This is a genomic window from Legionella sp. MW5194 (genome assembly GCF_016864235.1).
Lineage (GTDB): Bacteria > Pseudomonadota > Gammaproteobacteria > Legionellales > Legionellaceae > Legionella_C.
Genome location: NZ_CP045732.1, coordinates 2,388,834 through 2,411,528, shown reverse-complemented (window position 1 = coordinate 2,411,528; position 22,695 = coordinate 2,388,834). Strand labels below are relative to the sequence as shown.

The window sequence follows — 22,695 nt, the reverse complement described above, 5'->3', positions numbered from 1 at the left end:
GTAGAGGGTAATTTGTCTAATTTTAAATGCTAATTGGTGCTTGTCGTGATCTGTTGCAATTGCTGTAAAAAACGTTGCGGTGATTGTTCGCCAACCAATTGCAGGTCTGTTAATTCTTTCCCGTGAGGGTTGAAAAAGACAAAGGTAGGCGGGGCTACCACGCCAAATTTTTTCATCAGCAATTGATCAGCCTGGTTGTTGGCGGTCACATCGGCTTTTAAAATGATGAATTGTTTGAGTTTACTGGTAATCGCCGGATCCTTGAAGGTGGTGTTTTCCATGATTTTGCAGGAGGCACACCAATCCGCATAGAAATCAATCATGACCGGTTTGCCCTGCGCCTTGCTCACCGCCAACTCGACGTCATTGATGTTTTTAACCAGGGTGACGGGGGAGGCGGCAGGACTGGCTGTCGTCATGTGAAAGCGTGCCAGGGGCTGCAGGGGGTTTGTTTCACCCATGCTCGCGCCGATTAAAATCAGCAGGCCGTAAACCAAAAGTAAGATCCCCAACGCTTTATGAAATTGCGCCGTTTTGGTTTTAGCCGGAAGAAAGGCACCGATGAAGACACCGCAGAATACCAGCAGCGCCGCCCAAAGGCTCATGCTGACGGCAGCCGGGATAATGCGGCTTAGCAGATAAATGGCGACAGCGAGCAGCATGACGCCCAAAAAAGATTTGACGGCATTCATCCAGTTGCCGGCTTTGGGAAGCCACTTACCGGCGGAGGTGCCGATAACCAGTAACGGGGTTCCCATGCCAAGGCCCAGGAAAAACAAGGCCAAACTGCCTAAGCTGACATTGCCGGTGTGGGCAATGTAACCCAGTGCACCAATCAGAGGGGCCGTGACGCAGGGTGAAAGGATAAGCGTGGACAGGCAGCCCATGATGGCCGCTCCCAGGTAATGGCCACTGCTCTGATTGCGGCTGACTTTAGCCAGCGCCGCTTGCCAGCTTACCGGCAGTTTTAATTCAAAAAAGCCAAACATGGACAGGGCTAAAAGCACAAACACCAGACTGAACAGAAGAATAACGGGTGGCGCCTGCATGGCAATCTGCAGATTGCTGCCTAAAACAGCGACAACGGCGCCCACAGCGGCATAGGTTACCGCCATGCTTAAGACATAACTTAAGGACAGCAGAAACGCTTTGCGCGTGGTCATGGAACCGCTGTGGCCGACAATAATTCCTGAAAGAACCGGCACCATGGGTAATACGCAAGGGGTAAACGAAAGCAATAAGCCAAAACTGAAAAAACTTAGGATAATCATGGTCCAATGGGCATTGTCAAACAATCCCTGCGTCTCATCGGGCTTTAAGGATGGCGGCTCTGCCGTTGTAACGTCTGATTCCAGGGTGCTACTTACCAGCGCCAGGTGTTGATCAATGGTTAATTTGATTGCCTGTGTTTCCGGTGGATAACAGAACCCGTCATCGGCACAGCCCTGGTAATGAAGGGTTAGCAGCGATTCTCCTGCTTCCTTGCCGAGAATAGCGACGGGTAAAGTGATTGTGTCGCGGTAAATGCGGTAGGTGTGTCCCTGTTTGTCGGTTTTACTCAAGGCCTCTGGAAAACGCAGCGTGCCGATATGACCATTGCTGTCCGGGCTTTCGTCGAGTTTGATGCGATCGGCGTAAAGAAAGTAACCGGGCTCTATCTGCCAGGTGACGGCAAACGTATTGGGATCGACGGTTTTTACGGAAACCCTAAACACCTCCGCAGCCGGGGGAGGGGTGGCGTGGCCGCTTAAAAAGGCCAAGACCAGAGCCAGAAACAAAGCCCACTTCTTCATGCAATACCTGTTAATTACTTTCTATAGTTGCATTGTAGAACCAGGCTTGAGAAAACCAAAATTTTTTTTTAAAAAACCCTTGAAACTTAATTTACCGTCCCCATATGCCTGACATCGGTATTCATTGTCAGGCATTGAATGCCCGAATCAGAGAATTCTGACTATTGATAGTGATGAATAAATAACCAGGAGAAAACAAGTATGAAAATTCGTCCGTTACACGATCGTGTTGTTGTCCGTCGCATGGAAGAAGAAAAAACCTCAGCCGGCGGAATTTTAATTCCAGACAGCGCCACTGAAAAACCCATGCGCGGTGAAGTCATTGCCGTCGGTGCTGGTAAAGTGTTAGACAACGGTGATGTTCGTGCCCTGGCTGTTAAAGTCGGCGATACGGTTTTATTTGGTAAATATTCTGGTACTGAAGTGAAAGTAGCGGGTCAGGAATTGGTTGTGATGCGTGAAGACGACATCATGGGTGTGATTGAAAAGTAATCTAACGAATCGAAGGAGATAGTAAGAATGGCTAAAGAATTACGTTTTGGCGACAGTGCTCGCCAGGAAATGCTCGCTGGTGTCAATGCTCTGGCAGACGCCGTACAAGTCACCATGGGTCCTCGCGGCCGTAATGTGGTCCTTGAAAAATCATTTGGCGCTCCCACTGTCACGAAAGACGGTGTTTCCGTTGCTAAAGAAATCGAACTGGAATCCCGTTTCAGAAACATGGGTGCCCAGATGGTTAAAGAAGTGGCTTCCAAAACGTCTGATACGGCAGGGGATGGTACAACCACAGCCACTGTACTGGCTCGTGCTATTCTGGTTGAAGGCCACAAAGCCGTTGCTGCCGGCATGAACCCCATGGATTTAAAGCGCGGTATCGACAAGGCGGTGATTGCCATCACTAAAGAATTGCAATCCATGTCCAAGCCCTGCAAAGACGGTAAAGCGATTGCTCAGGTTGGTACTATTTCTGCCAACTCCGATGAAGCAATCGGTTCCATCATTGCTGAAGCCATGGAAAAAGTGGGTAAAGAAGGTGTTATCACTGTCGAAGACGGTAACAGCCTGGAGAACGAACTGTCTGTGGTTGAAGGGATGCAATTTGACCGCGGTTACATTTCTCCTTACTTCATCAACAACCAGCAAAACATGAGTGCTGAGCTTGAGCACCCATTCATCCTCCTGGTTGACAAGAAAATTTCAAGCATTCGCGACATGCTGTCTGTTCTGGAAGGCGTTGCCAAATCCGGCCGTCCATTACTGATCATTGCAGAAGACGTTGAAGGCGAAGCCCTGGCTACTCTGGTTGTCAACAACATGCGCGGTATTGTCAAAGTCTGTGCGGTTAAAGCCCCTGGTTTTGGCGACCGACGTAAAGCCATGCTTCAGGATATTGCTATTCTGACTAATGGCCAGGTTATTTCTGAAGAAGTGGGCAAGAACCTTGAAGGCGCTTCTTTAGACGATCTGGGTACTGCGAAACGCGTTGTAGTGACCAAAGAAACCACGACAATCATTGATGGCGAAGGCAAAGAAAAAGACATCAACGAGCGCATTGCTCAAATCCGTGCGCAAATGGAAGAGACCACCTCTGACTACGATCGTGAAAAACTGCAAGAGCGCGTAGCCAAACTGGCTGGCGGTGTTGCTGTGATCAAAGTCGGTGCTGCCACTGAAGTTGAAATGAAAGAGAAGAAAGCCCGCGTTGAAGATGCTCTGCATGCAACCCGTGCGGCTGTTGAAGAAGGTATCGTTGCCGGTGGTGGTGTTGCCTTAATCCGTGCTCAAAAAGCCCTGGATAATCTCAAAGGCGATAATGCCGATCAGGAAATGGGTATCAACATCCTGCGTCGCGCCATCGAATCACCTCTGCGACAAATTGTTGCCAACGCCGGTTACGAGTCTTCTGTTATTGTCAACAAAGTCGCAGAAAACAAAGGCAACTTTGGTTTCAACGCAGCCACTGGTCAATACGGCGACATGGTTGAAATGGGTATTCTTGATCCAACCAAAGTAACCCGTACAGCACTGCAAAATGCATCGTCTGTTGCGAGCCTGATGCTCACTACCGAGTGCATGGTGGCTGAACTGCCTAAGAAAGAAGAAAGCGCTGGTGCCGGCGACATGGGCGGCATGGGCGGTATGGGTGGCATGGGCATGATGTAATCTGCTTCTGCTCCCTAAAAACCCGCCGGATGGCGGGTTTTTTATTTACACCAATGGCCTTTTTTTCTCTGCCTCCCACTGTTTGAGCGGTGACAATTCCGGTTTGGCCATGGCCGAAACGGGTAAATAAAAGGTCTGCTCCAGAAGGTATTGCCCACTTAATGCGGCATGAGACACCTGATCGGTAAACACAACCCAGGTACTTAAGGCTGGGAAATCAAAGCGTATTTTTTTCACACTTTGCTGGTATTGATCATCGCGTTTCATGCGATCATGCAATTGCAATTGATAATGATCATAAGCAGAGCGCAGGGTTTTAGTGGTTTTTACCCCTTTCAGGATCAGCGCTATCAGGTAGTTGTAATTGGGGATGCGTGGTGAAAAACGCGCCATGACCGCAGGAAACGGTTCACCAAGGTGCCAGAGACGTGGCAGACCGGCGGGATTGATGTTGCAAAAGACCCGCAAAATACGCTGCCCGTAGACGGGTGAAGCGGAGAAAGAGTCGACATGCAGGCGGGTATCATCCTTGCGTTTACTGTAAACCCGGCCTTCAATTTCCGCCGGGCGATAACTTGTTCTCCCCCACAGCAGATGTGTACGGTAGGAAGGGAACAAGGTTTCTATCAACTCCCTCGCAAACAAGGCATAACCGCGCATAAAAGCGGTCAGCCGGTCCGAGAGGTCCGGGTTAATATGCTGCTGATTGAAGGCGCCCAATGCCTGGGTTTTATAATTAAAGCTGACATTTTTATGCTTACTGTCAAGGATGGTGTCGGATAACAAGTCCTGCTCAAGGCCCTCATTGGAACTGTAAAAACAGCGAGGCAGAAAAACGACCTGACCGGATTCCAGAGCCGACAGGGCTTGAGCCAGGGTTGAGGCGTCTGACTGGTTTAAATCCGGGTTCTCAACAGTAAAAATCGGTTTTACCATGGTATTCTCTTTCAATAAAAACTCATCGATTCTACCAAGCATTCGTGCTATTTTGAAAAGGATAAGTAACACTCAGGCAATCATAGTTTAAACCAATCATATTCATATAAACGATTGATTTTAAAAATCGTTATTTTTCGACTATGGTAAAAGCATAACCGATGAGGAGGTGTGAACATGAGTATAGCGAAAGAATTATCCATCATTTTAGCCGATACCTATGCCCTGTATCTGAAAACGCAAAATTATCACTGGCATGTGCGCGGCCCGCAATTTAAATCCCTGCATGGCCTGTTTGAAACGCAATACACCGAATTGGCGGAGGCCGTCGATGAAGTTGCTGAGCGATTATTAATAACCGGCAATAAAGCGCCGGCGACCTTTAAAGAGTTTGAAAGCTTAAAACGCATCAAGGACGGCGATTCAAGCCTGGATGCCAATCAAATGGTGATTGAATTGGCTCAAGATCACAGTACGCTGGTGAAAGACTTGAATCGCGCGCTAACCCTTGCCCAGGAGCAGAATGATGAGGGCACGGCGACGTTGCTTGGGGATCGTATCGCTGCGCATGAAAAAGCGCACTGGATGCTGGCCGCTTCAGCGGAGCGTTAATCAGCCGGATAGGAATAATACCAACCGACGTTCTGCTGATTTTCTCAATCAGCGGAACGCAGAAGGCCATGCGTTGTGATGCACATTCTTTTTTCTTTAAGCTTGTTTGCAAGTGCTGTCTTGCTTTTTGTTATCCAACCCATGGTGGCAAAAATGCTGCTTCCAGTGTATGGCGGTACGCCAGCCGTGTGGACTGTCTGCATGCTTTTTTTCCAATTTCTCTTGTTAATCGCCTATGGCTATGCCTGGGTTCTCAGTTATTTTTGCGGCAGGCACTGGCGGTTTGTGCATGCCGGTGTCGTGGCGATTGCCCTGGTTTTTCTGCCGCTGACTCTTATTCCCACCCAGGCCGCTGATGCGCCTGATCTTGGTATTCTGCGTGATTTGATTGGCCAACTGGGCTTGCCCCTGTTGGTGGTTGCGGCTTCTGCACCTCTTTTGCAGTTTGCCTACAGCTTAAGTCGCGGCAAACAGGCGCATGATCCCTATTTTTTATACGTGGCCAGCAACGTTGGCAGCCTGTCGGCGCTTTTAAGCTACCCTTGGCTGATTGAGCGATGGATTGGTCTGAAACAGCAATTCGTGTATTGGAATTATTTATTCGGGGCCTACTGCTTTCTATTGGCAGTTATTTTATGCCTGCCTTACCGCCAACCCGTATTGAATGGTCATCAGCCATCGACGACGGTTGCCTGGCAAACCAAGGCCTTATGGATAGGCTATAGCTTTATTCCCTGCAGCCTGATGCTGGGTGTTACTTTTTATATTTCGACCGACATTGCCTCCACGCCTTTATTCTGGGTCATTCCACTTGCCTTATACCTGCTCTCGTTTATCATCACGTTTGCCAAAAAACCCATGATTTCGCGGGATTGGCTGGTTCGCAACAGTTTGTTGTTTATTATTTTTCCAGTTATCGGGTTTATTTTTGGCGCTAACCTGTTATCCGCCTGGCAGTTGATTGCTTTTCATTTAGCCTGTTTTATGATGTTCGCGCTCTTGTGCCATGGTGAACTGGTGCGGCTGCGGCCACCGGCTGATCGCCTGACCAGCTTTTATTTCTGCCTGGCATTGGGCGGTGTGTTGGCGGGCCTGTTTAATGGTCTTTTAGCGCCGCGATTGTTCAACGGCGCCTACGAGTACCCCATTACATTTGTTTTTGCCACACTCTGCATTCCATTGGCAATCAGCCGGCGTTTTACCTGGATGCCCTTTGCCTTCGTTTTTATTCTGACGGCCAATTATTTTTTAAGTGCCTACCCCTGGTATGCCTGGATCCGGGCCAATCGAGTGGTGGAGCTGGGGGTGTTGGTGGTCATTCTTTTAAATAGTAAAGAAAAAATCAATTTGTTTGCAGGCCTCGCGGTGTTGTTTCTTTTTTTATTCAGCCCCTGGTTTAAACAGTTACCGGCGTTGGATTTGCAGCGTAATTTCTATGGGGTTAAGCAGGTGACGTTTATGTCAGGCGTCTATGCGCTGTTAAGCCAGAGTACCGTGCATGGTTTCCAGTCTCCCGGCTCCTTAAGCGTGAGCAGCGGTTCGATGGCTTACTATGCCCCGGTGCAGCCCGTGCTTAAGGCCCTGCAAGCCAGGGAACCGTCATTACAGACTCTTTTGGTTGGTCTTGGAACAGGCATGTTGACTTGCCAGTTCAGGCCTGGTGATGCAGTGGATATCATTGATATCGATGCACAGGTGATTGGCATTGCCAACGATACCCGTTATTTCACCTACTTAAGGGATTGTCCGCCCCGCATCTCGCTGAGCGAGGGGGATGGGCGTCGCGTCCTTGGGCAAAAAGCGGATCATCAGGCTGATTTAGTGATCATCGATGCCTTTTCATCCGATGCCATCCCGACTCATCTGCTGACTCGGGAAGCTTTTTTATTGTACCAGCGCAAGCTCCATAAAGAGGGAGTTATTCTGGTCAATATCAGCAATCGTCATTTAAGGCTGTTACCGGTATTAAACGGCATAGGCCGTTCGCTTGATTTAATTGTGCTGCATGCCCTTTACCCCGGGGACGCGAAAGCAGGAAAATTCCCTGCCGAATGGGTCTTGCTCACGACCAACGAACCGTTGGCCCGGTCTTTGATAAACCGGGACGGCTGGCGGTTTGTTACCGAAAACGAAAGCACCCTGTGGACAGACAATTATTCAAACATTGTGTCATTATTGAAATGGTGATCCGAATCCCGTTTAAACAGATTGGCCAAGGTTTTTTTCTCTGTCTTTTCTTTGCTTTTAAGCACCATAAAATAAGCATTCACGTAATCAGGAAGGGTGTGGTTGGCTTGATAAAAGGTGTCCTTTCCGGTGTAGGCACCCGTTAAAAAATCAATCTGGTAGAGATTATCGGCAAAAGCACCGCCGGTGTCGGCCATGATGCCCATGCGGGTGATGTCCTTACCCCGTTTATCGCGGTATTGAATCAGCAACAATTTTCCAAGGCCAAATTGCGCCAGATCGGCAGCAAACGTCACCTCGTAATTGACCGTGATCTTGTGATCAGCGTCCTTACCGTACCCTTTCACTCCGTCCACTTCTTTAAAATACCAGTAACGCTCCTGATCCTCGGGTTTCTTCACCGTGTTGTAAGGAATGTTGTTGTTGCGATGCACGTTAAAATAGCGGGGTTTGCCATTGCCAAAGTCAGCCACAAGGGTGCCTTGCAGCAGGGCGGCTTCGAGATCAGCACGGCTGACATACGCAAGAACCGGTACCTTTTTATCCTTTAACGCCCCGGCAAGAATGGCTTGTTTACCGTATTGAAAACGGGTCAATTTGGGTTTGGCATTGGCCTCTTCCAGAGTCAGGTATTGCTCATCGGCAGGAAGCCCGTGGATGGCATAGGGGGTCAATGGCGTCGGTTTGGCCGAGGCTTTGGCCAGATGCACATAGTATTCCGTCATGACAATCTGGTTGTCAGGAATGCCGCGTAATTTGGCTTTACTGCGGTAACGGCGGGCATGCTTCACATCAGGCAGCCAGCGGACAAATTCAAACTGTTTGTTAACGAACTCAGGATCATTGAGTTCCGCTTGATGTTTGCAGATAAAAACCAGGGTGGCTTTGATTCGCCACATAGGAATTGGTAAAACCTGTCCCTCATGCAGCACCTGCGGATCGTAACCGGGATCGTGGTTTAAATAGGCCAGCGTCTGCTTGGCGGTTTCACAGAGGGCTTTGCCATCGACCTGATAATGACTCCGGGTTGACGGTGCTTCTTCCACAAAATGGGGGGCGGCAAAAACCGGCGAAACAAACAGACAGCTTAAAGCCATGGTCCTTAAATTCATTGTGTGCGGGCTCCTGAATGAATGCAATGCTTGCCATCATACCAGCAAATCAATACCATGGACAAAAAACGGTGGTTTACCTTGGATGTAACTTCGCCTATAGTGGACTATAAGACCGCAGTTTGATCAACTTGAGAGAGTTTGATGAACTATATAAAACCATTATATGTGCAGGTCCTTCTTGGTATTCTTCTCGGCATCATCCTTGGCTTTTGCCTGCCGGATACCGCCTCCTCCCTTAAACCCTTATCCGATGCCTTTATTAAACTCATCAAAATGCTGATTGCACCTATCATTTTTTTATCGTTGGTGTCAGGCATTGCAGCGATGAATAACCTGGAAACGGTCGGCAAAGTCGGAGGGGCGGCGCTGGTGTATTTTATTATCACCACGGCGTTTGCCCTGGTGGTGGGACTACTCGTGGGCGATCTGGTGCAACCCGGCGCCGGGTTGAATATTGATCCAGCCACGCTGGATATTAAAACGGCGCAACCTTACCTTGGTAAAGCGACGACGGCGGCCACCCCAAGTGATTTTTTATTAAACATTATTCCTCAAACGTTCCTCAGTGCATTTGTCGATGGGGAAATTCTGCAGGTTTTGCTGGTAGCAATGCTGTTTGCCATTGGTTTAATCCTGGTGGGTAAAGAGGGAACCATCGTATTGGACGGCGTGCAGGTGCTTGCGCGGATTTTTTTTAAAATCATTCATCTGGTGATGCATCTGGCTCCCCTCGCCGCGTTTGCTGCCATGGCCTTTACCATCGGAAAATACGGTTTGAAACCCTTGCTGAACATGATGGGACTGCTGCTTTGTTTTTACTTGACCTGTCTGGTGTTTGTGGTCGGTATTTTAGGCCTCATTCTAAAGCTTTATTGTCAGATGAGTGTGTTTAAACTGTTAGCCTACATCAAAACCGAATTGTTAATCGTCCTTGGCACCTCGTCTTCTGAAACCGTCCTGCCTACACTTCTTGAAAAGCTGGAAAAATTGGGCTGCAAAAAATCAACCGTGGGTTTGGTTCTGCCTTTAGGGTATTCGTTTAATCTTGACGGAACGGCCATTTACCTGACGCTTGCCGCACTGTTTATCGCCCAGGCGACCAATATCGATTTAAGCGTTTGGCAGCAACTGTCGCTGCTTGCCGTGATGATTGTCAGTTCCAAAGGGGCGGCGGGGGTGGTTGGTAGTGGCTTTATCGTGTTAGCCAGCTCATTGGCGGCTGTCGGACACGTGCCGGTGGCTGGAATTGTCCTCATTCTGGGAATTGACCGTTTTATGTCCGATGGGCGTGCGCTGACCAATGTCATTGGCAACAGCATTTCCACCTTAATCATTGCCAAATGGCAGGGAACACTGGATGAAAAAAGGGCCCGGGAAGTCCTTGACAGCGTCACTTTGCAAAAGAATATTCAGGTCAGCACGGAATAACCTATACTCAAATTATTGAGAACAATGGAGAAAGTTATGGCATTGGCACAAGAGGCTGATCTGGAGCGATTCAGCTTACTGGAACAATTGGCGTCTGAATCCAGGCATGAACACGCTTTGCGCGCACTTCTTGCTGCTCCAACAACCCATCCTTTGCTGCGGCAATACTTTACTCTGCAACTGGAAAGGAAAAAAATAGAAAATGATTTTTTTGCCTTGCCACAACGCGATAGTCAGAAAGCGGTGTATGAAAAAAAACTCAACCAGGTTAAAGAGAAAATGGACGGTTTGTTTTCGCGTTTTGAAAACCAGGAGGTTGTTTTAGTGCACGTGTTGAAAGCCCATCTGCTAATCGATGCAAATGCCAGGACCGATGGCTCCTGGGTATTGAATGCGGCTGAAGGTGATTTTGATTATAAAAAGAAAGCCTTACCCATACTGCAAACCTTAAAAGGAAGGGACATAGGCGTTGCTTATCGCCTGGAAGGCGAGCTATTAAATGAAGAAGCGGATAAGCGGGAAAATTTTCAACTTGGCGCCCAATTCAATGACAGCACGGCCAAAGTATTCGCCGGCTATGATTACCTTGCCTACATCAAAGACGAAGCCCTGTCAGATAAAGCATATAATTACCCTGGCGGTGTCCCGCCGGATACGTTGCTGAGTGATCTTAAGCAGGAAATTGCCAAGGGCAATCCCATTGCCGTGGTGAAGGAGCTGACCTACCTTGATAACGTCGTGAATGCATTGAAGGATTTGGATCCTGAACGCGTGACTAAAAACAAGGGGACCTTCAATCAGGGCTTTTATGATAAAAAATTGCAGGAAATCCTCAGTAGTGCGGAAAAAATTGTCAGTGATGAAACATTATCTGCTACGTTTAAGGCGATTAAGAAGGCCCTTGCTTCCTATAATTACGATGAAGTAAGAAAACAGAAAGCGATTTTGGCAGACCAGTTGCAGGCATTTAACCGCCAGGAGATGGATCGGGTAACAACAACCCTGCAGCAAGCCCACACTGAGCCTTTGGTTAACGATAAATTCAAAAATAATGTTCATATACTGCATAATTACTATACCGAAGAGATCGATCGCATTCAGCAAAAAGCCGGGAAAAAATTATCCAAAGGGGATCAGAAAAACATTGAAACACTGCGGATTGCGCAAAAAGAACTGGTTGATAATTACGAATTGAAAACGGATCAACAACGATTTATGGCCAATCATGTTACAGCCACGGAAACGGCACTGGCAAGACTGTCGCATTCCAATCCGATCATCAGACGAATTGAGGCTCTCTTTTCGGCCTTCAAACCCATGGAACTGGGCAAGAGCCGTCAGGCTTTCCGTGAACGCTTTGCTTCATTGAAGGAGCGGTTGCATGCCCTGCAGGAAGACAACAAGTCGCCTGAGTCATCGATTCATCCCTGATTGACGGATTTTTATTAAAAAACAAAATGAGTTAAATATTTCCATCAAGGTTTTTTTTGGGTATATTTGGTCAAATTTTCTAATTTTAAAAACCAAAATGCCCAAAAATACCTTGTTTAATTTTATAACCTACCTGAAACAAAGCAATCCTGATGCCGGGAAAGAATTTGTATTAAAAAAGAACAGTAACAGCACAGATTATTATCTTCTTTCCTTGCCCGCGACAGAGAAAATCAGAGTTGCTCGCGATCAGGGATTTCTGTTACTCACGGATCATCACGTTAGCGTGTATGCCAATCAAAGCAAGGACAACCCCAATCTGAGCCAATACCATTACACGGCTTATTTTGATGACGAAAAGGGCGTGAAGTATTGCTTGCATGTTCATTTTGATGGCAATAATCAATTAACAAGGAATCCGACTCTGGAAAAGTATTTACCAGATACTGGCGGTGAAACCGTTAATTGCGCTTCACAGGAAAAATCATTCACAGCCTTGGCCATGCAATGGACCAATCCGATCATTAACGGTTTAAAAAAGCAACAGCATGAGCGCATTAACGCATTACGTGAAAAATACGACAGCCACATGGTCGAGCTGGAGAAAGTCTTATTTAATGATCAGATGAAGGCAAAAGAAACGCAATCCCTTATTGATGCGGCCTTTGAATTATCGACCCAGTTGCTGTTGTTGGTCACAAGCAAAGCTCTGTCGAAAGAACATCGTTTCCTTGATGCCATGAGAAAAGCATTGAAGGAACCGAAAAAGCCGTCTTCGCAAACAATGAAATCAGAGTCCCCCGAGGTGGAAGTGGATGAAGCGACCGATTCGCTAGAGGATCACGGCATGTTTCTGCCGCCAGAGAGTCACAATGCCTCGGGCAAGGTTGAGCAGGTGCCTTCTGTAAGCTATTTGAACGATTTTGCCACAATCCAGGATCACTGGCGAGCATGGAATGACAATGACGCAATACCCCAACAAGTTAAAAAAATAGAGGCCTTATTGCAGCTTATTGCTGAGTTCACTCTCATTCATGGTGCTCAGGTTGACTGGACCTGCTTAAGGGCATTAGAAGAGATAAGGATGAAGGTCTTTGCAAAAGGCGACGTACTCTTTAAACGGTTAGTCATCGGCGGGCAGTTGGATTTAGCCAACGACATGCCCTCTTTTTACCACCGCTTAACGCCCGTTTACCTGGCGCTGGCTCTGCAATTGGAAAAAGAAGCGCTTCTGGATTTTGTGGTGTCTCATGCCGATATGGATGTCAGTCATCAGACCATCACTGTCGGTAAACAAACCTTTTCGTCCGCGATGCAGGCCTGCATCGCTTTAAGCAGTCGTAAAAACATGAGCGGTTGTTTTTCACGCCTGATTCAAAACGGCCAATCGCTGCTCGAGGTGGATGAACAGGGCAAGCCCGTTATCCTGCCTGTTTTAATTGGCAACGCGCATCCGCTTAAGCAATCGTTGCTTGCTAACCGGGACAAGACGATCGACTCACTGGTCTTTTTAAAATCCATGGTTAGCCTGTTGGAAAACTATGTGAAGGGCGGTAAGGCAGACAGCACCGAAAAAATGCTAATCCATGGTGCTATTGAGAAATTTACCAAGGACATCCAACTGTTGCAAAGCATGAAATTAACGCCGAGTTTGAAAAAACTCCGTACGAATGAATCGGCGTTTGAAACGTTGTATAAGAATGAAATGATCATTAAGCTTCAAAAAGACCCAGGCATAACCTCCTTGCTGGCGCAATTGGATTTGGCTGCCCAGCTTCTTCTAAAGCGCTTAAAACCGAATCAATTAACTGCCAGTCTACATCAGGCTTCTCAATGGGAAGAGGGGTTTAAACAATTAATGAATGAGGTGGATTTAAGTCAGTTAAATTATGAGGCATTTAGGATGGAAGTCATTTCCCTGCTTAAGAATACGTTATCGATTATCAAGAAAAAGGATGAAGCCTTGCTTTTAACTGAGCAGCTTAAAAAAACCCAGATTCCGACAAAAGCCGCCAGAAAAGACCAAGCCCGATGCAAGCAGTTGTCGGATGAAATCAGGGAACTCAGTAAATCAAATCCGTTCGCAAAATCCTTGTCTGTTTTTGACGAGTCGTTGCCTTTGACTTTTATCAAGGATATACAAAACTCCCTTAATGAATGCACATCCCTGATGAGTAAAATGATGGAATTATTAAACAGTGATGCTTTCAAACCACGTGCTTTTGAAAATAACAGCGATTCAAAGGAAACAGACAATGAGGCGGACGAATTCGCTGATGTGATTTTTTCAGCGGATGAAGAGAACGATGAATCGGAAGCGGCAAGTCATGCCCCTGGATTCTCTTAATGAATGACATCATCCTTAATTAATGTCCTGGTTTACAATGAGGCCTTGGGCGAATGTTTCAGAATGAATGAAATTTGCCCGCCGCGTTCTAAAATGGCTTCTTTGATTTGATTGAGCTTCTGGGTGCCATGCTGCAGACGCAGGGCCTGTTCAATGTCGTTACGCGTGATGCGGCAGCAGCGCAAGTTTTTTTGGACAAAGCGGCCGTTTTTAATGAGGCAGATTTTTTCACCCTTGATGTATTTGCCGATGCGGTGGTTTCTGTAGGTGAGAAAAGCTAAAAAGCGATTGATGACGACAATTAAGGCACAGGCAATCATGGAGGCGAGCATGGGAATATTATTGACAATGGCTTCGCCAAGAATAGCGCCAAGGATAATAAAAATAATAAAATCCAGCGCAGAGTGCTGCCCGTACAGACGTGAAGAGGTGGTGCGGAACAGCAGGATGGCATAAAGGGTGATAATCACCGCGCGAAGATAAAGTCCATAATCCAGCAGGCCTTCCCAGCCAAAAAGCGTGTCCATTGTTTTCCTTGTTATCCAGGGATAGGTATGTGGTTATGTTAAGTTTAGCTGATGCTTGAATGCAGTGTGAATCTGGCGTTGAAAGACGGTACCTCTACAAGCCTGTCAAATGCGTCAATTTGGCTGATTCTAACAATGCCTTAAACCAATTCGCACTGGACTGGAACATAAGTTCCAGCCTGGGCCCCGGTTAAACCTCCGCCAGATTGCCCTTGGTTTCAAGCCAGGTTTTGCGGTCGGCGGCGCGTTTTTTTGCCAGCATCATGTCCATCAAGGACATGGTGGCTTCTTCGTCTTCCAGGGTTAATTGCACCAGACGGCGCGTGTCAGGATCCATGGTGGTTTCACGAAGCTGCATGGGGTTCATTTCGCCCAAGCCTTTAAAACGCTGAACATTGGGTTTGCCTTTGTTGTTTTTACCCAAATGGGCCAGGATTTTTTCTTTTTCTTCATCATCCAGGGCATAGTGCACGGTTTTTCCCTGATCAATACGGTAGAGCGGCGGCATGGCGACATAGACATGCCCGGCTTCCACCAGCGGCTTAAAATGACGCAGGAAAAGGGCGCAGATTAAGGTGGCGATGTGGGCGCCGTCGGAATCGGCATCGGCTAGAATGCAGATTTTGCCATAACGAAGGCCGGTTAAATCATCGGAGCCGGGATCCACGCCAATGGCGACGGAAATATCGTGAATTTCCTGAGAAGCCAGGACCTGACTGGATTCCACTTCCCAGGAGTTGAGAATCTTGCCGCGCAGGGGCAGAATTGCCTGATAATCCTTGTTGCGCGCCTGCTTGGCAGAGCCGCCGGCGGAATCCCCCTCGACCAAAAACAATTCCGCCTGGCTTAAATCCTGCTGCAGGCAATCCGCCAGTTTCCCGGGCAGGGCAGGGCCCTGACTGACGCGTTTGCGTGCCACTTGTTTGGCTTGCTTCAAGCGTTTATGGGCGCGCTCAATGGCTAAGGCAGCAATTTGCTCACCCTGGCTGCGATGCTGGTTGAGCCAGAGGGCAAAGGCGTCGCGGACCACGTTGCTGACAAAGGCGGCGGTTTGACGGGAACTTAAACGTTCCTTGGTTTGTCCGGCAAATTGCGGTTCTTTCATTTTGATGGACAAAACATACTGGCAGGGTTCCCATAAGTCATCGGCTGTAAGCTTAACGCCCCGGGGTAACAGATTGCGTAGTTCGCAAAAGGCAGCCATGGCATCAAAGAGGCCGGAACGAAGGCCATTGACATGCGTACCGCCCTGGGCTGTGGGAATTAAATTAACGTAACTTTCACTCAGGCTGGCAGAGGCTGTATCGAGACACCAGGCCAAGGCCCAATCCACAGTGCCTTCGTCGCTGCAAAATTCGCCGGTGAAAGGCTCTTCGGGGAAATACTCAGCCGGCAGGGCCTGGGTTAAATAATCGGTAAGGCCTTTTTCATAACACCAGTGCGTTTCTTCCTTGGTGGCCTGATTAATAAAGGTCATCGACAGCCCGGAGCACAGAACCGCCTTGGCACGCAGGACGTGCATCAACTGCTTGACTGAAATGCGCGTGGTGTCGAAATAGTTGGCATTAGGCCAGAAACGAATGATGGTGCCAGTGTCCCGTTTTTTAGTGGTACCGATTTCATTGAGTTCCTGCTGCTTGTCGCCATTGGCAAAGGTCATGTAATAGACAATGCCATTGCGTTTAATGGTGACTTCGACCCGTTCCGAAAGGGCATTGACTACGGAGACGCCCACCCCGTGCAAACCACCGGAAAAGCTGTAATTCTTATCAGAAAATTTACCGCCCGCATGCAGCCGGGTCATGATAACCTCTACCCCGCTTAAGCCGAGTTGCGGATGTAAATCCACAGGCATGCCGCGGCCATTGTCTTCAACCTGGATGGAGCCGTCTTCAAAAAGGGTAACGATAATGGACGTGGCATGGCCGGCAATGACTTCATCGACACTGTTATCGATGACTTCCTGAGCCAGATGATTGGGACGAGAAGTATCCGTGTACATACCGGGGCGGCGTTGTACCGGTTCAAGACCGCTTAAAACTTCAATCGCTTCGGCTGTGTAATTTTCAGTCATTGTCCATCACTTGCAGGGTTCATTAACTGGCTATTTTACCATAAAAAAGGGAATTTTGGGGCACACTTGCTTCCCCCGTCGGCCAGGTTGCCTTTTTTATCCATGCTCTTGCGGCACGCACTTAGGGTTCCCCTTTTTGAAGGGGAAATTTACTCAACCACAATGGGGGGGAATTTGTCGGCATAATTGAGCGGTTTTTTTGCCAGGGCGATAGCGGCTTGCATGGCGGTTTTAGTGAATAATTGCCCCGTTTCGCTGACTTGCAGAGCGATAGGTGAGCCCGTATCGGCAAGGTGTCGGATCTCGCTGCTTAAAGGCAGTTGACCTAGCAAGGGGATATTGAATTTTTCGCTTAATTCCTGTGCGCCACCCTCGCCAAAAATGGCTTCCTGATGGCCGCAGGCACTGCAACGGTGCAGGGACATGTTTTCCACCAGGCCCAACACGTCAATGGCAGTTTTTTCAAACATTTTTATCGCTTTTTGCGCATCCAGTGTCGCAATGGTTTGCGGCGTGGTGACCACGATGGCTGCAGTGAGGGGAATTTTCTGAACCAGACTTAACTGAATATCGCCAGTGCCTGGCGGTAAATCAATGAAGAGATAATCCAGTTCATCCCAGGCGGTGATATCCAGCATCTGCAGCAGGGATTTGGCAAGCATAGGGCCTCGCCAGATTAATGCTTCCTCGCTGTCAGTCAGGTAACCGATGGACATGGCCTGAAGACCGTGCGCGCTGACGGGGACGTAGCGTTCGTCCTTGATGGCGACGTCGCGGTGTCCACCCAGCATCATAGGAATGCTTGGGCCGTAAATGTCCGCATCGAGGATACCCACACGGGCACCGGTGCGGGCCAGAGCAGCAGCGAGATTCACTGCCACGGTGGATTTACCTACCCCTCCTTTACCGGATGCAATGGCGATGGTGTTTTTGACGCCGCGTAATCCGCGTCCGGGTAATTGGGTGCGGTGTGCGCGTATAAAAAAATCAAGATGTGTCTCAATCACGGTATCGGGAAAAACCCGGCTCAGCTCCTGATTGATTTTTAACAGCAGGGCATCTTGAAGGGGCAACGTTGGAAAGCCGGCAGTCAGTACAATGCTTAATTTGGACTGCTCAGGGACAATATCGACTGCAAAGCCGAGTTGTTCCAGGCTCTGCCCGGAAAAAGGATCAATTAAGGATGCGAGTGTAGTAATGACCGTGTCGTGAATATTCATAATGAACAATAACCGATTAAAACGGGGATAATAACTTACCTTTCGCTATTCGCAAACGTCAAGGCGGAAAAATGCGGCTTGACGGCAGGCGGATTGTAGTGAACTATGGATACCTCTTCATCGAGTGGCGAAATCCGGTGCGCACAGGCAAGCTGCCTGAAAATACAGTTTCGTTGTATCCATTCGTTACAGTGAGTATGAAAATGAGTCAGCCAAAGGCTAATTTGAGTCTCTTTAAACTGGTCATGATGACAGTGGTGGCCATTGACAGTTTGAAAAACCTGCCGACCAATGCGCAATACGGTTCTGAATTGATTATTTTCTACCTGCTCGCCACCCTTACTTTTTTTATTCCATCAGCGCTGGTTACTGCTGAATTGGCCACCGCCTGGCCTGCGACCGGCGGAATGTATGTCTGGGTAAGAGAGGCGTTCGGCAAAGGCGCTGCCTTTCTCATCGTCTGGATGCAATGGTTAATGGCCATGACGTGGTATCCGGCCATTCTGTCGTTTATCAGCGCGACGCTGGCTTATCTTGTTTCTGCCGAACTGGCGGTTAATGCCGTGTATATTTTTGTCTCCATCCAGTTGCTGCACTGGGGGGCGATTCTGGTGGTCAGTAAGGGCTTAACGGTATCAAGCCGCTTAAGTACCCTAAGCGCTGTCATTGGTGTGATTATTCCCATGCTGTTTTTTATCGCCTTAGCCATTGGCTGGGTGGCGAGTGGCCATCCGTCCGAGATCGACGGGCTGTCTTTTAGCGGCGGCTCTCTTGCGCTATCCGATAAACTCCGTCTGTACATTACTCTGCTGTACAGCTTGATGGGGATGGAGATTATTGCAGCGCATGCCGGCGATGTGCGCGAGCCGCAAACCAATTTTCCGCGCGCGCTGCTGATTTCCGCGGGAATTATTCTGGCGACGGTTATCCCAGCGTCACTCGCCATCGCCATGGTGGTGCCTGCGAAGAAGATTAGTTTGATCTCCGGCGTCATCGATGCCTTTACCGCTTTTTTGACAGCGTTTAATTTGACCTGGCTTAAGCCGGTCGTCATTCTGGCGGTTGCTTTAGGCAGTTTTGGTATTTTCTTTACCTGGTTTTTAGCCAGTTCCCGTTGTTTGCTGTTGGCCGCTCAGGATGGGGCGCTTCCGCCTTTTTTGCAAAAGGCAAACCGCGAAAACATGCCCATTCGTTTACTGATCCTGCAGGGGGTGTTGTTCAGCCTGTTGTCTTTTGCTTTTGTTTTTCTTCCCTCTGTCAATAGTGCATTCTGGTTGTTTTCCGCCGCTGCGGCACAATGTGCTCTGCTGTATTATGTTGTTATTTTCATGACGGCGTTGCGTTTAAGGCACTGCCATAAGCATCACCCTCGGCCTTTTCGTGTCGGTCGAAAACCCTGGGTGATGCCTGTGGTTATCGGGGTAGGCAGTTTGAGTTGCCTGATGGCCTTTGCCTTTGGTTTTATACCGCCCTCGGAGATGAACGCCCAACAGATCCTGCCATACGAGCTTTGGCTTGTTGGTTTGCTCGTGGGTGGATTGGCCGTTGGCGGACTAATCTATCAGTGGTCGCAACGGCGTCTTTCACATCCGTGGCGGCTTACTGTTCAGGAGCCGATCAGGCAGGCAGGGGCTGCGGTTGAAAATCCCAGTTGAGCCAGTGGCCGCTGGCCAGATAGTAAACGCCGCAACGAATCGGCCGTTTTTCCTCCTGCAGGAGCAGCGAGGCATACGTGTTAACCTGTTTACGGTGTGCCTCACGGGCCAGATCGTCATCACCGCCTGTCTTAAAATCAATAATCCAGCGACAACCCTCCGCGATAAAGGTCCGGTCGAGAATGTAGGTTCGGATGCGGCCCTGTTCTTTGGCAAGGAGTTCGTATTCGTTTTTTTCCCCGGTATGGGCTTGGCAAATCCAGTGGGCGATGGTGTCTTGTTCAAAGACCAGACGAATCTGTTGCCGAAGCCGGTTCAGAGCGTCCTGGCATTGCACGTTGGTTAGTCCCGACAGCAACAGCTGGTTTTCGATGTACACCCAAGGCAATTCGTCCATGGTTTGTGGATGGACAGTACAGATCCATTGCAGCAGCTCATGTGCGGCAATGCCGATTTGCCGTGCATGAGAACTGGTTTCAGGAAATTGAATTTCATTTCGCTCCTTTTTTTCTTCCACAGCCGCCTGCTCGTAATAATGGCGGGGTAAACGCGTAAGAACTGGCGGCGGTTTAACGACTCGCTCACGGGGAGATTCGTCCTCCTGAACATTGAATGGTTGTGCCTTAAGCAAGGCCCTGAACGTGGATTTGCGGCTGTCGTTTTCCTGATTGTCCAGCAAATGCAGGCGTTTTTTAGCGCGGGTAGCGGCCACGTATAACAGGCGTTGCAATTCGTAGTCGTCTTTTTCCGAATCGAGGTAAGCCAGGTAATTATAGAGACGGCATTCTTTTTTATAAGCGGCACGCAAAGGCGAGAGAAGAACCAGGTTCTCCGGTTCGCTTGGCAGCGTGAGCCACCGCAGCAAAGGCTGATCGGAATTAACCGCTTTACTGCCAAGGCCGGGAAGAATGACGCTGTCGAACTCCAATCCTTTGGATTTGTGGATAGTCATGATTTGCAGGCGCGAGGGACTCGCCTGCTCGGAGTATAATTGATTCATCGCCGTTTTAAAGCGGCCCATGTCCACAAGTTGCCCCTGTTCACTGTGACTCTCCAGTAGACACCAGAACTGTTCAAGATCCTTTCTTTGACTGTCATTCAGGAGGTGCTTGGCATGCAGGCGTTTTGCGGTTGCGCGAATCCAGTCGACCAATGACTGCTGGTGGCGGTTTTCCAGCGCGTCCGTCAGTACCTGACCAACGAAGCGGGCGCGCAGCAGTCCTTCCTCGCTGAGTTGCGGTAATTCATGAAGATGCTGCAAGGCGTAGTAAATTGATTTTTTGCGGTCATGGTTAGCCAGATGATACAAGTCGGCTAAGGGTAAGCCGCACCAGGGACTTCGCAACAGGGCTAACCAGGCGATGCGATCGGCAGGGCAGAGCAGGGCCTTGGTCAGCGAGGCAATATCCTGAATATGGGGTAAGGCTGTTAATTGTTGAATCTCCACGCCTTGAAAGGGGATGTTTTTGCGGGAGAGCAGGCTTACAATTTCTTTTAACTGGCTGCGGGAACGTACCAGAATGGCGATGTCTGAGTCGGGATAGACTGAACGTTCGTGTTCAATCAATTGCAGCAGCGTGTTTGCTTCCTGTTCGCGGTTAGCGCATTGCCAGGCGGTGATGGTGCTGTCTTCCCCCGCGGCATGGACAGACGTTGACGGATGAAAGGACACCGCACCGGATTCCATGTCATCCAGGGCTGGGAAAATGGATTGAAAACGGGTATTCACCCAGTTGACAAGGGTAGCTGACGAGCGGAAATTGCAGCTTAATTCCAGCGGAGTCAGCTTGATTGCTCCAATGCCCTGATGTTTGGCTTTAATGAACAATCCGACCTCTGCCTGTCTGAAACGGTAAATGGATTGCATGGGGTCGCCGACCAAAAACAGGGTTTTACCCTCATCCGCTTGCCACCCCTGCGTCAGTTTTTCAAGCAGCCTGTATTGTTGAATGGAGGTATCCTGGAATTCATCCACCAGCAGGTGGTGGATTGCATTGTCCAGATGCAGGGTCAAGTCCGTGGGATTGTCTTCATCGCCCAAGGCCAACAGGCTCTGTTCGGTAATGGCGGTAAAATCACAGGCATTGGCTTCCTTAAAAAGCAACTGCAGGTGAGCGGCTAAAAGCGGCAACAGGGTCATCAAGGCCTGAAGCACCTCCCATTGCTCCGCATCATAATGCGGCGGCGGAAGACTCGCGACTCGCACCAAAGCCTCGCCAAAATCAGGAAACTCCTGCAGGGTCTCAAGCAAGGCTTTGCTTCGTTCTTTAAGTTCACGGTAAAGCGTGGCATTGACGGTGCTTTTTTGCAGACCAACGTGGTGATCAAATCCCTGGCGTAACTGATTGTCCGATTTTAGCAAAACCCCAGCCAGCGCCACGGCTTGATAGCTATCCATTTGCTCAAAGCAATACCAATCGTGAAGCGGGTAGCGGGGGGAGTGTGGATTGTTTTCCGCCTGGGCTAATTGTTGACAGAGACGGCATAATTCATCTGCCAGCTCAGAAGGAATACTTCGGATTAATCGCTGCAGGGCATGGGCTTCGATCAAGGCTAAGCCTTGTTCATACACAGCCCGATCCTGAGTTTTGGCGCTGAAGAGAATCTCAAGCCATTGATCACGCTTTTCGAGCAGGCCGCTTAACAGCTCATACAGGCGATCCTGACGGTTATCGAGGTGCTGCAATAGTATCGTAAGGCATGGGGTGAGCGAGTCATCCGCCAGGGCCTGTTCTGTGCAGGCACGTGCGGCCAGTTCATAATAACGCTGCGGCTGCTCCGTGATCGTGGCATAGGGAAATTGCTTTTCGGGCAGTGGGATGGCCTGCGTTATACTCTGGCACAGGGCATCAATGGTCATGATGCGCAAACGCTGCGGGTGTTTTAAGAGTTGCCAGCCAAGCGTCTCATCGTGATGCAACGCCGCACCTGCCAGTGCAAACGTCTGCTGTTGATGAGGTGATTGGGGGGGAATGTTGTCAGCGACCTGCTGAATCGCCCTGAGAATGCGCTCGCGCATTTCGCTGGCGGCCTTGCGGGTGAAGGTAAGTGCGATAATCTGTTCCGGTGCATTCACTGTGCTCAGCAGTCGCAGAAAACGCTGCGTCAAAATCTCCGTTTTGCCAGACCCCGCCGGGGCCTGGACAATAAAGGACTGTGTGGGATCAATCGCCAGACTGCGTTGTTGACCGTCTTTAAGCATGGGCT

15 protein-coding genes are annotated in these 22,695 nt (G+C 49.0%); 8 read left to right on the top strand and 7 right to left on the bottom strand.

Features of this window, described 5'->3' with window-relative positions:
* Window positions 1-29 precede the first annotated feature (29 nt).
* Entirely contained in the window at window positions 30-1,793 is a 1,764-nt protein-coding gene (gene dsbD, locus GH742_RS11065; RefSeq protein WP_203455015.1) for a protein-disulfide reductase DsbD, read from the bottom strand.
* A gap of 201 nt (window positions 1,794-1,994) precedes the next feature.
* Between dsbD and groES the strand changes: the two genes are divergently transcribed.
* Window positions 1,995-2,285 (top strand): co-chaperone GroES, encoded by a 291-nt coding sequence (gene groES / locus GH742_RS11060; RefSeq protein ID WP_058525296.1) that lies wholly within the window; start codon window positions 1,995-1,997, stop codon window positions 2,283-2,285.
* 27 nt (window positions 2,286-2,312) lie between these two features.
* Entirely contained in the window at window positions 2,313-3,956 is a 1,644-nt protein-coding gene (gene groL, locus GH742_RS11055) for a chaperonin GroEL (RefSeq protein WP_108290415.1), read from the top strand.
* A gap of 45 nt (window positions 3,957-4,001) precedes the next feature.
* Here the strand turns inward: groL and GH742_RS11050 are convergent, their stop codons facing one another.
* Window positions 4,002-4,892: a Kdo hydroxylase family protein gene (locus GH742_RS11050; protein WP_203455014.1), complete on the bottom strand. Its 891-nt coding sequence runs from the start codon at window positions 4,890-4,892 to the stop codon at window positions 4,002-4,004.
* Between the two features lie 177 nt (window positions 4,893-5,069).
* On the opposite strand from GH742_RS11050, the gene GH742_RS11045 reads away from it, so the two are divergent.
* Together GH742_RS11045 and GH742_RS11040 are read left to right on the top strand one after the other, a co-directional pair.
* Window positions 5,070-5,504, top strand: coding sequence for a Dps family protein (locus GH742_RS11045; RefSeq protein ID WP_203455013.1), 435 nt, complete (start codon window positions 5,070-5,072; stop codon window positions 5,502-5,504).
* A gap of 78 nt (window positions 5,505-5,582) precedes the next feature.
* Entirely contained in the window at window positions 5,583-7,691 is a 2,109-nt protein-coding gene (locus GH742_RS11040; RefSeq protein WP_203456924.1) for a spermidine synthase, read from the top strand.
* Here GH742_RS11040 and GH742_RS11035 read toward each other — a convergent pair.
* Complete coding sequence (locus GH742_RS11035) at window positions 7,658-8,803, bottom strand: hypothetical protein (protein WP_239005205.1); 1,146 nt, start codon at window positions 8,801-8,803, stop codon at window positions 7,658-7,660. The two genes, GH742_RS11040 and GH742_RS11035, sit on opposite strands and share 34 nt — an antisense overlap.
* 144 nt (window positions 8,804-8,947) lie before the next feature.
* On the opposite strand from GH742_RS11035, the gene dctA reads away from it, so the two are divergent.
* The 3 genes from dctA (at window position 8,948) to GH742_RS11020 (ending at window position 14,012) form a co-directional block, all read left to right on the top strand.
* Window positions 8,948-10,234: a C4-dicarboxylate transporter DctA gene (gene dctA / locus GH742_RS11030; protein ID WP_203455012.1), complete on the top strand. Its 1,287-nt coding sequence runs from the start codon at window positions 8,948-8,950 to the stop codon at window positions 10,232-10,234.
* 36 nt (window positions 10,235-10,270) lie between these two features.
* Entirely contained in the window at window positions 10,271-11,665 is a 1,395-nt protein-coding gene (locus tag GH742_RS11025) for a hypothetical protein (protein ID WP_203455011.1), read from the top strand.
* A 97-nt stretch (window positions 11,666-11,762) separates the two neighbouring features.
* Entirely contained in the window at window positions 11,763-14,012 is a 2,250-nt protein-coding gene (locus tag GH742_RS11020; protein WP_203455010.1) for a hypothetical protein, read from the top strand.
* A 32-nt stretch (window positions 14,013-14,044) separates the two neighbouring features.
* Here GH742_RS11020 and GH742_RS11015 read toward each other — a convergent pair whose 3' ends face one another.
* The 3 genes from GH742_RS11015 to apbC all read right to left on the bottom strand — a co-directional run bounded on the left by GH742_RS11015 (window position 14,045) and on the right by apbC (window position 17,833).
* Window positions 14,045-14,539 carry a DUF421 domain-containing protein gene (locus GH742_RS11015; protein WP_203455009.1) on the bottom strand — a complete coding sequence of 165 codons (495 nt, stop codon included), beginning with the start codon at window positions 14,537-14,539 and terminating at the stop codon, window positions 14,045-14,047.
* 190 nt (window positions 14,540-14,729) lie between these two features.
* Window positions 14,730-16,613 carry a DNA topoisomerase IV subunit B gene (gene parE / locus GH742_RS11010; protein WP_203455008.1) on the bottom strand — a complete coding sequence of 628 codons (1,884 nt, stop codon included), beginning with the start codon at window positions 16,611-16,613 and terminating at the stop codon, window positions 14,730-14,732.
* Window positions 16,614-16,762: 149 nt separating this feature from the next.
* Window positions 16,763-17,833 (bottom strand): iron-sulfur cluster carrier protein ApbC, encoded by a 1,071-nt coding sequence (gene apbC, locus GH742_RS11005; protein ID WP_203455007.1) that lies wholly within the window; start codon window positions 17,831-17,833, stop codon window positions 16,763-16,765.
* Between the two features lie 203 nt (window positions 17,834-18,036).
* On the opposite strand from apbC, the gene GH742_RS11000 reads away from it, so the two are divergent.
* Window positions 18,037-19,488: an amino acid permease gene (locus tag GH742_RS11000; RefSeq protein ID WP_203455006.1), complete on the top strand. Its 1,452-nt coding sequence runs from the start codon at window positions 18,037-18,039 to the stop codon at window positions 19,486-19,488.
* Here the strand turns inward: GH742_RS11000 and GH742_RS10995 are convergent.
* Window positions 19,451-22,690: an exodeoxyribonuclease V subunit beta gene (locus GH742_RS10995; protein ID WP_203455005.1), complete on the bottom strand. Its 3,240-nt coding sequence runs from the start codon at window positions 22,688-22,690 to the stop codon at window positions 19,451-19,453. The two genes, GH742_RS11000 and GH742_RS10995, sit on opposite strands and share 38 nt — an antisense overlap.
* Window positions 22,691-22,695 lie beyond the last annotated feature (5 nt).

Bases quoted from the DNA above. Each gene is read 5' to 3' on its own strand.
- dsbD (WP_203455015.1), bottom strand. From the start codon at position 1,793: ATGAAGAAGTGGGCTTTGTTTCTGGCTCTGGTCTTGGCCTTTTTAAGC.
- groES (WP_058525296.1), top strand. From the start codon at position 1,995: ATGAAAATTCGTCCGTTACACGATCGTGTTGTTGTCCGTCGCATGGAA.
- groL (WP_108290415.1), top strand. From the start codon at position 2,313: ATGGCTAAAGAATTACGTTTTGGCGACAGTGCTCGCCAGGAAATGCTC.
- GH742_RS11050 (WP_203455014.1), bottom strand. From the start codon at position 4,892: ATGGTAAAACCGATTTTTACTGTTGAGAACCCGGATTTAAACCAGTCA.
- GH742_RS11045 (WP_203455013.1), top strand. From the start codon at position 5,070: ATGAGTATAGCGAAAGAATTATCCATCATTTTAGCCGATACCTATGCC.
- GH742_RS11040 (WP_203456924.1), top strand. From the start codon at position 5,583: ATGCACATTCTTTTTTCTTTAAGCTTGTTTGCAAGTGCTGTCTTGCTT.
- GH742_RS11035 (WP_239005205.1), bottom strand. From the start codon at position 8,803: ATGAATTTAAGGACCATGGCTTTAAGCTGTCTGTTTGTTTCGCCGGTT.
- dctA (WP_203455012.1), top strand. From the start codon at position 8,948: ATGAACTATATAAAACCATTATATGTGCAGGTCCTTCTTGGTATTCTT.
- GH742_RS11025 (WP_203455011.1), top strand. From the start codon at position 10,271: ATGGCATTGGCACAAGAGGCTGATCTGGAGCGATTCAGCTTACTGGAA.
- GH742_RS11020 (WP_203455010.1), top strand. From the start codon at position 11,763: ATGCCCAAAAATACCTTGTTTAATTTTATAACCTACCTGAAACAAAGC.
- GH742_RS11015 (WP_203455009.1), bottom strand. From the start codon at position 14,539: ATGGACACGCTTTTTGGCTGGGAAGGCCTGCTGGATTATGGACTTTAT.
- parE (WP_203455008.1), bottom strand. From the start codon at position 16,613: ATGACTGAAAATTACACAGCCGAAGCGATTGAAGTTTTAAGCGGTCTT.
- apbC (WP_203455007.1), bottom strand. From the start codon at position 17,833: ATGAATATTCACGACACGGTCATTACTACACTCGCATCCTTAATTGAT.
- GH742_RS11000 (WP_203455006.1), top strand. From the start codon at position 18,037: ATGAGTCAGCCAAAGGCTAATTTGAGTCTCTTTAAACTGGTCATGATG.
- GH742_RS10995 (WP_203455005.1), bottom strand. From the start codon at position 22,690: ATGCTTAAAGACGGTCAACAACGCAGTCTGGCGATTGATCCCACACAG.